This is a genomic window from Pelomonas sp. Root1217, from assembly GCF_001425705.1.
In the GTDB taxonomy this organism is placed as follows: Bacteria; Pseudomonadota; Gammaproteobacteria; order Burkholderiales; family Burkholderiaceae_C; genus Pelomonas.
The window spans coordinates 18,539-33,113 of record NZ_LMDC01000012.1; the positions used below are offsets into that span (position 1 = coordinate 18,539).

Here is a 14,575-nt window from a genome sequence, read left to right on the forward strand (position 1 = left end):
CGCCGTATTCGGACACACCATCGGGATAATGGCCGCGGCGCCGCCCGCGACAACCGAGACCTGGGCAGGCCGTCCCTCCCAAAGCGTGAAGCGTCTCTTGAGTCCCCTGATGGTCGGTCGCGACAGCGAGCTGGATGTGCTCGCGGACGCGTTCGCCGACGCCTGCGCGGAAACGGTGCGCACCGTCGTGATCAGCGCGGAGGGTGGTGGCGGCAAGAGCCGGCTGATCCGGGAAGCGACGGAGCGCCTCGGCCGCCAGGCCCTGGTCCTGAGCGGCTGGTGTGTCGAGCAAGGCGAGCCGGGGCTGCCGTTCGCGCCCTTCGTCTCGGCCGTGCGGCGCCTGGTGCAGCTGCGCGGCGTTGCCGAGATCGTCACGCTCGTGGGGCATGCCGGCGCGCGCGAACTGGCGCGGCTGTTGCCTGAGCTGGGGCCGGCACCGTCGGAAGGCGACCCCGGCATGGCGCGCTCGCGGCTGTTCGAATCTTTGCGCCTGCTGCTCGAGCGCCTGGCCGCTCAGGCCCCGGTGGTGCTGGCGCTGGAAGACCTGCATTGGGCCGATCGTGCCACGCGCGATCTGCTCCTCTACCTGGCGCGCAACCTGCACGGCACGCGGTTGCTGCTGATCGCGTCCTACCGTACCGAGGCCCTGGCAGAGGCGCACCCGCTTCGAGGCGGGTTTGCGGAGCTGGCCAGGATCGAAGGCGTGACCACGCTCGCGCTGCCACGCCTGTCGCGCGCCAATGTGGCGCTGCACCTGACCGCGATGCTGGGCCATGAACCGGCGCCTGATGTTGTCAACGGCGTCCACGCTCGCGGCGGCGGCGTGCCGCTGTTCACCGAGGCCCTGGTCACGCCGACGGGCGCCGTGCGGCCGAGGCTGATGGGTTCGCTGCGCGACCTGCTGCTCGGCGCGGTGAACGAGTTGCCGGAGCGGGCTCGCGAAGGCCTTCGCGCGATGGCGGTGGGTGGCTTTCGCGTTGGGCATCGGTTGCTGGTCGCCGTCGTGGGTGCCGACGGCCTGGACGCTGCGCTTCGGGCCGCGATCGCGGCCCATGTGGTGATCGCAGCCGATGCCGATGGCTACGCCTTCCGCCATGCCTTGATCCAGGAGGCGATCCGCGACGAACTGCTGCCCGGCGAACGGCAGCGGCTGCATCGCGCCTACGCCGAGGCCCTCGAGGCCGACCCGTCGCTGGGCGCAGACGCCTGGGTGGCGGCCAGCATCGCCCTGCACTGGCGCGCGGCGGACGACCCCGCCCGGGCGCTCAACGCGGCCTGGCGGGCCGCTCGAGAAGCCACGGCCCGGCTGGCCTATGCCGAGCAGTTGACGATGCTCGAACATGCTCTCGACCTGTGGCCCCGCGTCGAGCCGGCGCAGCGCCCACAAGGCATCGACCGAGCACAGCTGCTGGAGGCTGCAGCCGACGCCGCCTGCTGGGCGGTCGAGACCGAACGGGGGCAGCGCATCGTCGAAGCCGGCCTCGCAGAACTCGATCCCGCGACCGAAGGCGAGCGCATCGCCGCACTGCTGCTCGAGCGCGCCATGATGCGCCAGCAGGGCATGCATGAGGGCGAGCTGGGCGACCTTCGCGAGGCGCTGCGTCTCGCCCCCGGGTCGACGCGCACGCGGGCGGCGGCGCTCGGCCAGATCTGCCGCGCGCTGGCCCAGCATGGTCGCGCCGACGAGATTGGTGCGCTGGCGGACGAGCTGGACGAGTTGGCGATGCGGCTTGGCGAGGCCGAGTGGACGGTCGAGGCTCTGGTGTCCGGTGCACTCGCCCGGCCTGTCGGCGACATGGCCGCGATGACGCGGCTTGAACGCGCCTTGGGTGAAGCGCAGGCCGGCGCATCAGGGCGCGTAGAGATGATCGCCCGCGTCGCGATGGTCGATCTGCTCGATGCACGCGGCGAGCACGCAGCGGCCGTCGAGGCGGCAAGCGCGGCATGGCAGCGGGCCCGCCAGCTCGGCCAGGCCCGCTATATGGGCGCGTCAGTCGCCCAGCTTCTTGCGCGTGCGCTGATGGCCGTTGGGCGTTGGGACGACGCAATCGAACTGATGGCAGAAGCTCGCGAACTTGATCCGTCGCCTCTGGGCAGCACACAGTTGTCGCAGGTGAGTGGCCTCATCGCGGCAGGCCGAGGTGATCTGACCCCGGCAGAGCGCGCGTTGAAGGTCTTGGCCGGCGTCGAAGCGAGCCCGCAGGACGCGCCGCCGCGCAGGTCCAGCTGTCAATGGCGATCGCCCTGCTTCAGGGCGACATGGCCGCCGCCGTCGAGGCCGGCCTTCGCATCGGCTCGCTCAGGGGCTGGTTGCCGCCACGGCTGCTCTGGCCGTTGATTGCGCATGCGTGGCGCGTCTGCGTCGAGTCGGGCGGGGCCGACGCGCTGCGCGATCTGCTCGTGGAGTCATCAGTGCCTCTGGCCCAGCCAGGCCCGGTGGAGCGGGCCTGCGCCCTGACATCACTGGCCGAGCGTGGCCGCCTGGGCGGCGCTTCGGATGTGGTCGCCTGGGGCGCCGCGGTCGTGGCCTGGCAGGCAATTGGCAACCTTCCATGGCTGGTCTATGCACTGATGCGACAGGGCTCCGCCGGGCTTGCCGCCGGTCAACGTGGCGCGGCCACCGCAGCGCTGCGCCGTGCGGCGCAGCTCGCGCGGCAACTGGGCGCCGAACCCTTGAGCGCGCAACTCAACAGCGTGGCCAACCGGGGCAGGGTCGAGATCTGGCCGGACGAGGGCGGCGCACCGTCAGCCTCGCCCCAGGGCCTGACGGCGCGCGAAGTCGAGGTGTTGGCGCTGCTGGTCGAGGGCCGCTCGAACCGGGAGATCGCCGCGGCGCTGTTCATCAGCGTGAAGACGGTGAGCGTGCATGTGTCGAACATCCTGGCCAAGCTCGAGGTGCCGTCGCGAGGAGCCGCTGCGGCGGCCGCGCACCGGCTCGGCCTGGTCAGCGCCGTGTGAGGCCGCCGGCTACAGCGACCTGATGTCGGCGATCAGTTCGGGGAATGCCTTGGCAGAGAAGGAATGGCCGCGATCGGTGAAGGCCCGTGAGGTCGCGCCCGGGAGTTTTTCGGCCCACCGGGCTAGGTGCGAGAAGGGAACCCATTCGTCGTCCGCGCTGTGATACAGCACGATCACGCCCATGCTGGGCACGGTCGCGGCGAAATCGACGGGCAGCGCGAAGTCGTCGCCACCCCATTCGCCATCGGCGCATTTGTAGGGCGTGGCGATGAGGAACAGCCCGGCCAGCGACAGGTCCCGGCGCTCTTGCGCCAGGTACTTCAGCACCGCAGCGCCGCCCAGGGAGTGCGCCACCACGATGCGCGGGTCGCCGCCAGCTTTCAGCTCGGCAGCCATCTCGTCCTTCCAGGTCTTGTAGACCACGTTCTCCAGCCCGGAGAACTTCGGGTACCTGAGCGCATGGCCGGGCGCGAGGGTGTTCTGCACGTAGGTCGCAAGCGCCTGATCCTCGGCGTGCGCGCCTTCGCCCGCGCCTTGCACAAACAAGATGTCGTGGTTCTGCATTCACTTTTCTCCTGGGTTGAGGGGACTCAATCGATGGTTAGCAATGCCTTGCGGCCCCGGTGAAGTGGCCAGCCAGGAGCCGCACAGGATCAGCGCGAAGGCGATGAGGATGCGGCCGTCGAGCGGCTCGCCGAGCAGCGCCACACCGGCGGCGACGGCCACGGCCGGCGACGCGTAAGTGATCACGACGGCGCGCTCCGAGCCGATCTCGCGTATCAGCAGGAAGAAGGCCGCGAAGGCGACGGCCGTGCAGGCGATGCCCAGCGCGACGATCGCGGCAGTGGCCCGGGTACTGGGCCAGGCGGCGGGCCAGCTGCCCAGGGCCGGGACCAGATAGGCCAGCGCCGTGATGGCAAGGCATGCCGTCGTCATCGGGATCGCAGGCGCATCGCCGAGCCAGCGCGCCGCGATCATCGAACCGCCCGCATAGCAGGCGGCGGCGAGCAGCACCTCGAGCACGGACAGCCGATCACCGCCGAGTGCCGGCAGCGCCAACACCGCAACGCCCGCAAGCCCGCACAGCAGGCCGGCGAGGCGGCCTGCACCGAGGCGGTCGTGATCGCGGCGCATTCGATTCAGCGCCACCGTGATGATGGGCGTGGCCGCCACCAGCAAGCCGGCCATCGAACTGCTGATGTGCAGCTCGCCACGCACGATCAAGCCCTGGGGAACGATCATCTCGACGACCGCGAAGGCAAGGATGGGGCGCCAATGCACCCGCAGCGCCGCCATGCCGGCACCACGCAGCGCGAACGGCAGCAGCACCGCCGCCCCCAGCGCCGTGCGGGCAAAGACGATGAAGGGCACCGGCACCTCCGCGACGGCCACCTTGATCAGCAGGTAGGGCATGCCCCAGAGCACGCTGAGCATGATGAAGAGGGCGAGGCCGCGCCGGCTCATGACGCCCTCCTGGCCAGGAAAGTGACCCAGTCGTTGCCGTCGCCGCCGACGCTCTGGGCCTGCCACGCCACCGACAGACCGGCCGCGGCGAGCCGCGCGGTGAAGCGCTCACCGGTCCAGCACACGGTGTGCCAATCGCCATCCGTCTCGCCTTCGCCCTCGCGCATCGCGACCAGGAAGGCCCCGCCGGGCCTCAGGGCTGCGTGGATCTTGCGCAGCACGGCGTCGATCTGCTCGCGGTCGACGTAGATCAGCACGCCCATGGCAAGCACGCCGTCATAGGGGCCGCCGAGGTCGTCGGTGATGACGTTCAACAGGTCGGCCGCGTGGCCGCGCTCGGCCATCAGGTCCAGGAAGGCTTGCGTGGCGTCGCTGCGCCGGACGACCGCGCCGAGCGACTCGACGAAGTCCGCATCGCGCCCCGGACCGGAACCGATCTCCAGCACCGACCCGCCGGGCGGCAAGCACTGCACCAGGCGCAGCAGCGCCTCCCGGATGTGCAGCGGGCGCTCGGCGTCAACGAGCGAGTCGTACTGGCGCGCATACGCTTCGTAGCACTGCACGGTACGCCGCGTGTTCGCCACGGCGCTTGCGGTCGGCTTGGGCATCGCTTCCTCTTCAGTGATCGATGCCCTTCAGTCTGGGTCTAAGGCATGGCAACGCTCATGGTGCGAAATGCCTAGGCGCCGCTGCCGCGAGCACTAGGCAAAAGCCCCTGCCGCCGGAACCGGTCAACCGCCCAGCGCCTTCTCCCGCTCCTGCAACGCGCGCCACATGATCTTGCCCGCGCCGCTCTTGGGCAGGCCGTCCACGAACTCGATCAGCGCCGGCACCTTGTAGGCGGCCATGTTGGCGCGGCACCAGTCGCGCAGCTCGTCGGCCGTCAGCGCCTCATGCCCGGCACGCTTGACGACCACCGCCTTGACGGTCTCGCCGCGGTAGGCATCGGGCGCCGAGATGATGCAGGCTTCGGCGATGCCCGGGTGAGCGTGCATGAGGTTCTCGACCTCGCTCGGCCAGACCTTGAAGCCGCTCGCATTGATCATGCGCTTGAGGCGGTCGGTCATGAAGAAGTAGCCGTCGGCGTCGGCATAGCCGATGTCGCCGGTGCGAAAGAAGCGCTTGCCTTCGAAGTCGATGAAGGCGGCCGCGGTCGCGTCGGGGCGGCGCCAGTAACCGTCGAAGACCATGGGGCCATGCACGATGATTTCGCCGGCCTCACCGGGCGGCAGCTCCTTGAGCGTGTCGGGGTCGACGATGCGCGAGTCGCAGCTGATGTAGGGCACGCCCAGGCATTGCTGCTTGGGCGAATCGTAGGGGTTGCTGTGGCTGGGTGCGGCCGTTTCGGTCAGGCCGTAACCTTCCATGTAGCGCAAGCCCCAGCGTTGCCACAGCCGCTCGGCAATCGCCTGCGGCATGGATGCGCCGCCGCCGCCGATGGTGACCATGCTGCTCAGGTCGAAGCTGTCCACGTACGGGCTGGCCAGCAGGTCGATGACCATGGTGGGGATGTTGGTCCAGCGCGTGACGCGGTGCTCTTTGATGAGGCGGGCAGCGTACTCGCGCTGCCAGCGCGGCATCAGCACCAGGCAGGCGCCGGCTGCCAGCGTGCCGTGCATGATGACGACCATGCCGGTGATGTGGAACATCGGCACGACGCCGAGCACCACGTCCTCGTGGCTGACGTTGGCCCACAGGCCGCCGGCAAAGATGTTGTGCTGCAGGCTGCGGTGCTTGTGCATGCAGCCCTTGGGGTGGCCCGTCGTGCCGCTGGTGTAGGGCAGCAGGGCGAGATCGTCGGCGCCCACCTCCAGCGCCGGCGGAGCGGCCGTGCAGGCGAGCGCGTCGGCCCAGGCCGTAGTGCCTGCGGGCAGGGCTATATCGGTGTTGAGCCAGTCGGCCCAACCGGTGGGGAGACCGGCGCCATCGGAATGGCCATCGGGCAGCACCTCCGCCAGGCGCGTGACGAGCAGGTCTTGCGCAGCCATGCCGGCCGACAGCCATTCGGCGCTGAGGTCGGCGCTGGTGATGGCGAGCACGGCGCCGCTGTCCTCGATCAGGTGCTTGATCTCCGCCGCCTTGTTCATCGGGTTGACCGGCACGACGACGGCGTTCGCGCTCAACACGGCGTAATGCGCGATGACGAGCTGGGGGCAGTTCTGCAGGCCGACCAGCACCCGGTCACCCCGCTTGACACCCCGCTCGGCCAGCCAGGCGGCCAGCCGCGCCACCTGGGCGGCCAGTTCGGCATAGGTGGTCACCTGGCCCAGGAAGACCAGCGCTGGCCGATGCGGGAAGCGGCGTGCACTGACCAGCAGGTTGTCGGGCAGCGCCGTCGCTGGCGGCTCGATGGCACGGGCCACACGGACGGGCCAGAACTTGTGATGTGCTCGGGGGGTCATGCGGGCGTCTCCGTTTTCCTCTGCGCGACGACGAGGTAGACGCCGAGCAGCGTCACACCCATGCCGGCGATGGCTTGTGCGCCGAGTGTCTCGCCGAACAGCAACCACGCCATCACCGAGGTGACAGAGGGCACCAGATACATGGTGCTTGACACGGCCGTCACGCGGCCATGGCGCAGCATGTAGAACATCAGGCTGATGCCGCCGGCCGTCAGCACCAGGATGCTCCAGGCCATCGCGACGAGAACATGGGCATTCCACTCGACGCGCATAGGCTCCAGCCACCAGGCCAGGGGCCAGGTGACGGCCAGAGCCGCCACGAACTGCACGACCTGACCGGTGCGCAGGTCGAAGTTGGGCACGAAGCGCTTCTGGTACAGCGTGCCGCCGGTGATGGCGAGCAGGGCCATCAGGCACAGCAGCAGCGGCGGGCCGTAGCTCGTGCCCAGGTTGAGCTTGTGCCAGATGACGAGGACGACGCCGGCCAGCCCCAAGGCCACGCCCGCCCATTGCCGCGGCGCCACACGCTCGCCAATCAGCGGCGCTGCTGCCGCCACCAGCACCGGCTGCAGGTTGACGATCAGCGCCGCCGTGCCAGCCGGCAGGCCCTGGCGGATGGAGACCCAGACGCCGCCGAGGTAAAGCGCCTGGATGCCCAGGCCGGCGATGGCCAGGTGGGCCATGTCGCGGCGCGACGGCCAGGGCGCGCGCGCGGCAAAAGCCAGGCCCAGCATCAGCGCGACCACGCCGGCATAGCGCCAGCTCAGGAAGGTCAGCGGATCGGCATAGGGCGCGGCCAGCTTGGCGACGATGTAGCCGGTGGCCCAGATGAAGATGAAGAGGGGTGGGGCGAGGCGGTCGAGGGCGGACATGAGGCGGCATCATGCCTAACCCGCCAAGACCTTTGCACACATCAGTCTCATCAGTTCCACCGGCTCCGGGAGCGGGCCGGGCAAAGGCAGGCCGGCGAAGGCCTCGTCCAGGCTCAGATGTGACAGGCCATGGGCCAGGCTCCATCCCGTCAGCGCGATCAGCGGGCCAGCCGACGCGTCGAAGCGGGTGGCTGCGTCCAGCAGCACGCGGAACGACGCCTCCGCCGCGCGATCCAGGCCCGGGTGCTGCTGGCGCGACGCGAGCACGGGGCCGAACATGAGGCGAAAGCGCGCCGGCCGGCGCCGCGCGAAGTCGACATAGGCGGCGGCGATGGCCAAAAGCTGCTCGCGCGCATCGGCCGGGTGGGCGTCGACGCGCGCCTGCATGGCCGCACCCAGCTGCTGGAAGCTGCGCTCGGCCAGCGTGGCCAGCAGCTCCGGCAGGCCGGCGAAGTGGTGATAGGGCGCCGCGTGCGACACGCCGGCGCCACGGGCCACGTCGCGCAGGCTCAGCGCCGCCGCGCCGCGCTGGGCCAGCAGGGCCTCGGCCGCGTCCAGCAGCGCCTCGCGCAGCTCACCGTGGTGATAGACACCGGCCGCCTTGGCGCGCGGACGCGGGGGGCGATCTGCCGCCTGCGGGACCCGTGGCACGCGCGCCGGCTTGGCTTCATCAGTCTGAGCGGTCTTCCGTTTCGGCGCTGCCTTGGTCATGCAGCACATCTTGCCACCGGCAAGATCCGGGGAGATACTACCTTCTATCTTTACATCGTCAAGATCGTGCGACGTGCGCGCGACTTGACGGCCTCTTGAAGGAGGGCGGCCATGTATCACGCCATCGTCAAACGCAAGCTGCTGAACGCCTTTGAGGCGCTGAACGCGGGACGCTATGCAGGCATCCCGGGCCAGTTTGCGGCGCGGCATTGCCACAGCATGGTCGGCGCGCACGCGTTGGGCGGTGAGCGCCGCGACTTGGACGCGACCACGCGCTGGTATGCGCGGCTGCAACGCCTGCTGCCGGGCCTGCACTTCCAGATCGATGGCGTCTGGGTCAGCGGCTGGCCATGGCGCACGCGCGCCGTCGTCGCCTGGCGCGACTGCTTCCAGCTGCCGGGCGGCCGCGAGGGTCACAACCGCGGCATGCATGAATTCGAGCTGCGCTGGGGCCGCGTCAGCGCGTTGACGGTGCACTGCGACACCGCCCGGCTGGCGGGCTATCTGGCAGAGGTCGCCGCAGCGGGTCAGCCCGAGGCCTTGGCTGAACCGATCACGGGCTGACGCGCGTCGGCCTCGATCAGCCCACGCAGGCAGGGCAGGCAAAGGCAGCCGCTGTACTGCTCGGCCAGCTGCACCCGCAGCCTCTCGGTCAGGCGGATGCCGAAGCAGGCGCAATGGCCGGCATTGACGCCGCACTCGAAGCCACCGCCGCAACGCGGGCAGCTGATGTCGAGCATCGGGCCGTTCATGAACGCTTCTCCTTGAGTGCCGTTGCGCAGAGTTCTTCCAGCACGCCGAGGTCCACGTCGGCCAGGCGCTTGACGTAGACACAGCCCTTGCCATGGCGATGCTTGCCCAGGCGCGCGAGCAGGGCCGCGCGCTCGGCGGGAATGCAGCCGGTGTTGAAGTAGAGGCTGATGTCGCCCTTGCCGCCCGCGCCGCTGGCGAAGCCGATCTCGAAGATGTCGCCCTCGCCGCCACTGTCATAGACGTAGTGGTGGCGGCCGAAGCCGACCATGCGGCCCCACATCACCGGCCGGTGGCCGCTGGCGCGCTGCATCAGCGCAGCAAGCGCCCGGCAGTCGGCCGCCCGCACTTCGGGCTGGGCGGCGAAGTGGGCCTCGACATCGGCGTCGGTCGGGACGGTCTTGTTGGCGGCGGTGGCCATGAGGGCTCAGGCAGGACTGGCTGAGCCCGATTGTGCGGCGCTGGCCTGGCCATGGCCCAGCCGCCGCATGAAGGTGCGGCGCACGCGGTCGGAGCGCCGGAAATACGCGATCCAGATCCAGGCGGATAGCCAGGTGCGCACTGCGGCGCCGGCGTCCTTGGCCGTCCATTGCTCGCTCAGCGTCGGGATGATCTGCGAGGCCAACGCGTCGCCAAGGGTGACGATGGCCACGAACAGCATCCAGCCGATGTAGATCCGCGGCATATTGCTGCGCCGCTTCAGCATCAGCACGAGCAGCAGCAGGGCGCCAGCCATGATGGTCAGGTTGGCGACGAGTTCGGCCAGCAGCAATGGCGCCCACAGCGCGTGGTAGGTCGGCGAGGACGACAGGGTCAAGCCGCTCCAGGCCTGCACGGTCAGAGCCGGCAGGGCGGCGAGGAGAGTCTTGCCGGTGGTGAAGAGCGTCGCGGCAAGACCGATCAGCGGCAGCCAGAGCCAGCCGCCCAGCCCGTCGATCGCATGGCCCCAGGGCGGCAGCGCCGCGGGCTGGGGATCCCAGAGGTAGAGGCGGCGCGTCAGCACGCCCAGGCCGCTCAGCGCCAGCAGGCCGACGACCAGCGGCAGCCAGTGCGGGGAGTCGCCACCCAGGGTGGCGGGGGCGGGAACGGCGGCGTCCTGGTGATAGAGGTTGTAGCTGACGCCGGTGCGCGCCTTGTCGAGCTGGGCGACGTAGCGCTGCATGCCCGAGGCATCGACATGGTCGGCCCGGGTTTCGTAGCGGTCGGTCAGCACGATGGTGTTGCGGTCACGCCAGGATTCCTCGCGTCGCAGCGTGAAGGCGGGGTCCTCGACGAGCACGTTGTCGGGCTTGATGTCCCAGGTCTGCGGCAGGCGGAACTCGCTGACGAGCTTGAAGTCCACCGGGTGGCGCAGCGCCAGCGGGCCCTGGCGGTTCAGGCCCTTGGGGCGGCGCAGCCACTCGTGCAGATCGGGCACCTCGAGCTCGCCGGTCCAACGGGCCAGCTTGTCGTTGCGCACCCAGTAGCTGGGCATGCGGTAGTGCTCGACCAGCTCCAGCGTGTTGGCGTCGAGATCGTCACGGGTGGTGAAGGGCTGGTCCACCGTCAGGCCAGGGTAGCTTGCAGCGTAGAAGTCGAGGTATTGCTTTTGCAGGTCCTGGCGGGCGGTGGTGGCCAGGGCGTCGCGCAGCACTTCGGCGGCTTCACCCTGGGTGCGTGTCGTCACGGTCAGGGTGGCGGGCTTGTCGAAGCCGGTGCTGGCATCCAGCACGGCATGCAGTTCGCGCTTGAGGGCGCGCGCCTCGAGGCCGGCCATGGGCACGAGTTCGCGCGTGTCGGCGTCCACGAGCAGGGCGCGGCCGAAATCGGCCTGTACCCATTGTGCGACGCCCTTGCCCGCCTGAGGCGCGCGGGTGGGGTCCAGCCAGACGCGCTGTCCACCCAGATCGGCCTGCACCAGCACATGGTTGAAGGCCCAGGGCGTGGGCAGACGCTCGGCTGTGGCCTGGCGCAGGCTGGTGTGGACGAGGGCGGGGCGTGCCGGGATGCCCAGGCCGCGCAGTAGGGCGAGGCTGAGCAGGGTCTTGTCCTTGCAGTCGCCGAAGCGGCGCTGCAGCACCAGCTCGGGCGCATGGGGGGCGTGCGAGTTGGTGCCCATCTCGATGCCGAGGTAGCGCACCTCGCGCTGCACGAAGCGCAGGGCGGCCAGCAGGCGCTGCTCGGGGTCGGCCGTGGTGGCCGCGATGCGGGCCACCTCGCGGTCGACGGCGGGCAGCGGGCCGGCGGGCAGGCGGTAAAGCGGCAGGGCCCAGCGGGCCACGGCGGACCAGTCCTCGAACTCGCCCCATTCCGCCCACGCATAGGGGTCGTACCAGCCAGGGCTGTTCTCGTCGACCAGCCGCGCCGGCACCTCGCGCAGCCGCCAGCGGTGGTCCAGCTCGCCGCTCGCTTCGGTGACGCTGGCGGCCTGGGCGCCGTTGTGCAGCTTCCAGTGCAGCGGCCGGCCCTGCGGCCAGAGCAGCCGTGCATGGCGGTAGGCGACCGGCACGCCCCAGTCGAAGTCGAAGCTGCCGAAGCGGCGCCCGCCAAAGACGGGGTTGCTGCCCTGCACGCTGTAGACGGTCTCGACGATGTCGCCGACGCGCACGTCGTGCAGCGCGACATGGGCCGTCAGGCGTCCGTCGAAGATCAATGATTCCAGGCTGGCTTCGCGCTGCAGCAGCTTCAGCGCACCCGGCGCCACGCGCGACACGACGCGACCGGCGCGGCGCACCTCGATGCGGTGGACGGTGAGGGTCTGGTAGCTCGGGTCGAAGCGGATCTGCACATTGGCGATGTCCTCGACACCGCGTTCGTTCACCGCGCGGGTGGCCACGTGGTGGTAGTCCGTCAGCGTCGAGCCGGCGACGCGGACCTGCTCGTCCGCCAGCAGATAGTGCCGGCCCTGGCTCAGCCCTTCGGCTGGCGCGGCGGCGTCCAGCGGCACGACCTGGGCGTCCACCCAAGCCGGTGGCGGCGCATAGCTCAAGCCCTTGAGTGGCACCGCATCCGCGGCATGCACGCCCGCGGCCAGCAGCCCCCACAGCAGGCAGGCGCCGGCCAGCCTCTCCCTCCATGTGCGCATCATGGCGCCTCCCTATGTTCTGGCGCGGCGATTATCGGCAGCTTCTCAGGCGAGCTCGGACTGCGGGTCTTCGGGTGGCACCAGCGGCGTGGCACGGGCCAGCGCCATCCAGGTTGCGAAGTCGGGCTTGCAGGCGCGCTTGGGCGCCGGCCGCGCCAGCTCGAGGTGGCTGCCATGACCGATCAGCACGCCGTAGTCGGGCGGGATCTCCTCGGGCGTCGCGATGCCTGCCTTGATGACGAACCAGCACTGGCCGCACAGGGCGCGGTAGGCGGCGGACTTGGTCGGGCGGCGCAGCTCGCCGAGCAGGTCGGCACGGCTGACCTTGATCTCGTGGATGGCCGGCTCGAGGTAGTCCTCCACCGTGCTGTGGCGGATCGAATAGACGTCGGGCATGGCGTTGACCCAGAGCGTCTTGCCCTCTTCGCCGGGCAGGCCTGCGCGCAGCGTCAGGCCGCGCCAGGCAATGCGGCCGGCGCGCTGCATCTCGGTGGCAACCCGTTCGACCAGGGTCTCATGGGCGTCGCGGGCGGTGCGGTTGCGGCTCAGTGAATCGGCGATCAGCCCGACGCCGGCGTCGGTCACACGCAGCCGCTCGCGGCCGCCCGGCTCCTGCAGGCGCTCGACCCAGCCCGCCGCGAGCAGCTCGACCTCGACGAGGTCCTGGCTGGGCCAGCCGGCGCTGCGCCAGAGCTGGCGCAGGCGCTGCAGGTGGAGGCGGGTGGGGGCGGGCATGCGGGCATCATCATCTTCGTCGCGCCGGAACGGAAAAAGCCCCCGGCCGGTGGGCACGGGGGCTTTGCCGAGGCGCTGGATGCTTACGGGCGCTCGCGCTTGGGCAGGGCAGTCATGCCTGGCACGGGCGAGTTGGTCGTCGCAACGGTGGCTGTGGTGGGCACAGCAAAGAAGGTCCAGACACTGCCGGTCGGCAGGGCCAGCGTGGAGTGGGTGTAGATCGGCAGCGCCGAGGTGGGGATGGTCACGTCAACCTGGATGCTGGCCGAAGAACCGGTCGTGTTGGTGGCAGACACGGTGCCGGACGCCACGTTGGAGGCGATGGCACCGAAGCCGACGTTCAGGCCCAGGCCTGAGGTGGGCAGCGCGTTGACGACGCGGATCTTCACATCCCCGGAGCCGGCGGCGCCGGTGGGCAGGCGATTGTCGTCGTCCAGCGTGACCAGCTTGGGAGCGGCCGGGTCACCCCAAACCAGCAACGTGTAGTCGTGGCCGGCGGTCAGCGCGGGCGCGGTGAAGGTCTTGTCGACGCCGTTGACCTGCGCGGTCAGCGTGCTGGCGCCGGACGCAGTCGTCACGTAGTCGCCGATCAGCGGGCTGATGGCTGCGGTGAACAGCGGCTGGTTGTTGATTGACGAGCTGACCGTGCCGGCATTGGCGAGGGCGGCAACGGTGCGCACGCGGGCTTGGGTGTTGGCAAAGTTCTTCACTGCACCCTTCTGAACCGCGGTGATGCCGTTGACCAGCACGCCACCTTCGGAGGCGACCAGGATCAGCGAGTTCACGCTGGCCGAGTCGAGCGTGACAGCGGGTATGTTCAAGCGCAGGTCGGTGCGCCTGCCGTAGCCGGTGACGCAGACGCGGAAAGTGCCGGAGTTGACCTGGATGTAGCCGCTGCCCGAGCCGCCCTGCAGGTTGGTCGTCAGCGCGGTGTCCGCAGCCAGCGAGCAATCGGCGGCCGTCGTCAGGTAGACGTCAAGGGCGCCGGCATCGGGGGCGAGGTTCAGGACCAGCAGCTTGGCCTTGTTGGCCTCGGGTGCATCCTGGTTTTCTTGCAGCAACGTGGTGCGAATGGCGCCAGCGAAGCCGTAGGTGATGTAGGTGTAATTGCTGCCGGCAGCCGATGGCACCGCCGTGGCCGAGATGCTGGTGCCCACGTCGCTGGTGAGTACCCGAACCGCGGTGGCACTGGTGTTCACGGTGGCGTAGTCGCCAACGGAGGCGTAGGCCACCTTCGAGTTGATGGTCTTGTCGTCGACCGACAGATCCAGCGACGCATAGGAGCGGGTGGCATTGAGCAGGCGAACCTTTGTGTCGCTGCCGCCGCCGCCGCCGCTGCCGCAAGCAGTCAGGAAGGCAGTGGCCGACAGGCTCAGCGTCAGGACCAGCCGGGTGGCCCAGGGGGTGAATCGCATCGAGAACTCTCCGAAAAAACCAAACCGCCGGGCACTCATCGACAGGAGTGCGGCCAAGAACGCGGATCGCGATTAGAACTCAAGCCGAGGATGTCACGATTTCCACGATCTAGCGGCGGGTGAAGAACTGTTGCTGAGGGCAGGGTCTGCCCCAGTGCGGAGGTGAGGAGAGCACTCCAATTCTTGGGGGGTGGCGCTGGTTAG

General features: G+C 69.7%; 14 protein-coding genes. 3 read left to right on the top strand and 11 right to left on the bottom strand.

Annotated features, from left to right (window positions below; all coding sequences use genetic code 11):
• The first annotated feature begins 28 nt into the window (after positions 1–28).
• Positions 29–2,338 (top strand): AAA family ATPase, encoded by a 2,310-nt coding sequence (locus tag ASC95_RS08995; RefSeq protein ID WP_162250746.1) that lies wholly within the window; start codon positions 29–31, stop codon positions 2,336–2,338.
• On the top strand, positions 2,233–2,958 hold the full coding sequence (locus ASC95_RS32340) for a LuxR C-terminal-related transcriptional regulator (RefSeq protein ID WP_082567649.1): 726 nt from the start codon (positions 2,233–2,235) through the stop codon (positions 2,956–2,958). The genes ASC95_RS08995 and ASC95_RS32340 overlap by 106 nt, the downstream gene beginning before the upstream one ends.
• A gap of 9 nt (positions 2,959–2,967) precedes the next feature.
• On the opposite strand, the gene ASC95_RS09005 is transcribed toward ASC95_RS32340, so the two are convergent.
• From ASC95_RS09005 to ASC95_RS09030, 6 genes are all read right to left on the bottom strand, one after another.
• On the bottom strand, positions 2,968–3,522 hold the full coding sequence (locus ASC95_RS09005) for an alpha/beta hydrolase (RefSeq protein ID WP_057297413.1): 555 nt from the start codon (positions 3,520–3,522) through the stop codon (positions 2,968–2,970).
• Positions 3,523–4,422 carry a DMT family transporter gene (locus ASC95_RS09010; RefSeq protein ID WP_082567650.1) on the bottom strand — a complete coding sequence of 300 codons (900 nt, stop codon included), beginning with the start codon at positions 4,420–4,422 and terminating at the stop codon, positions 3,523–3,525.
• Entirely contained in the window at positions 4,419–5,030 is a 612-nt protein-coding gene (locus tag ASC95_RS09015; RefSeq protein ID WP_057297414.1) for a class I SAM-dependent methyltransferase, read from the bottom strand. The genes ASC95_RS09010 and ASC95_RS09015 overlap by 4 nt, the downstream gene beginning before the upstream one ends.
• A 123-nt stretch (positions 5,031–5,153) precedes the next feature.
• The gene (locus ASC95_RS09020) at positions 5,154–6,824 is read right to left on the bottom strand and encodes a long-chain-fatty-acid--CoA ligase (RefSeq protein ID WP_057297415.1); all 1,671 of its coding nucleotides are present in this window, start codon (positions 6,822–6,824) and stop codon (positions 5,154–5,156) included.
• Positions 6,821–7,696 (bottom strand): DMT family transporter, encoded by an 876-nt coding sequence (locus tag ASC95_RS09025; RefSeq protein WP_057297416.1) that lies wholly within the window; start codon positions 7,694–7,696, stop codon positions 6,821–6,823. Before ASC95_RS09025 ends, ASC95_RS09020 begins: the two co-directional genes overlap by 4 nt.
• Before the next feature lie 15 nt (positions 7,697–7,711).
• A complete protein-coding gene (locus tag ASC95_RS09030) occupies positions 7,712–8,347 on the bottom strand; it encodes a TetR/AcrR family transcriptional regulator (protein WP_235537850.1) in 636 nt (211 codons plus the stop codon).
• A gap of 171 nt (positions 8,348–8,518) precedes the next feature.
• Between ASC95_RS09030 and ASC95_RS09035 the strand changes: the two genes are divergently transcribed.
• Entirely contained in the window at positions 8,519–8,971 is a 453-nt protein-coding gene (locus tag ASC95_RS09035; protein WP_057297417.1) for a nuclear transport factor 2 family protein, read from the top strand.
• Here the strand turns inward: ASC95_RS09035 and ASC95_RS09040 are convergent.
• From ASC95_RS09040 to ASC95_RS09060, 5 genes are all read right to left on the bottom strand, one after another.
• Positions 8,935–9,159, bottom strand: a complete 225-nt coding sequence (locus ASC95_RS09040; RefSeq protein WP_057297418.1) for a cysteine-rich CWC family protein — start codon at positions 9,157–9,159, stop codon at positions 8,935–8,937. The genes ASC95_RS09035 and ASC95_RS09040 overlap by 37 nt on opposite strands.
• Positions 9,156–9,578, bottom strand: coding sequence for a DUF1801 domain-containing protein (locus tag ASC95_RS09045; RefSeq protein ID WP_057297419.1), 423 nt, complete (start codon positions 9,576–9,578; stop codon positions 9,156–9,158). The genes ASC95_RS09040 and ASC95_RS09045 overlap by 4 nt, the downstream gene beginning before the upstream one ends.
• A gap of 6 nt (positions 9,579–9,584) precedes the next feature.
• A complete protein-coding gene (locus ASC95_RS09050; RefSeq protein ID WP_057297420.1) occupies positions 9,585–12,224 on the bottom strand; it encodes a DUF3857 domain-containing protein in 2,640 nt (879 codons plus the stop codon).
• A gap of 42 nt (positions 12,225–12,266) precedes the next feature.
• Entirely contained in the window at positions 12,267–12,956 is a 690-nt protein-coding gene (locus ASC95_RS09055; protein WP_057297421.1) for a hypothetical protein, read from the bottom strand.
• Positions 12,957–13,039: 83 nt separating this feature from the next.
• The gene (locus ASC95_RS09060) at positions 13,040–14,371 is read right to left on the bottom strand and encodes a DUF4397 domain-containing protein (protein WP_162250747.1); all 1,332 of its coding nucleotides are present in this window, start codon (positions 14,369–14,371) and stop codon (positions 13,040–13,042) included.
• Positions 14,372–14,575 lie beyond the last annotated feature (204 nt).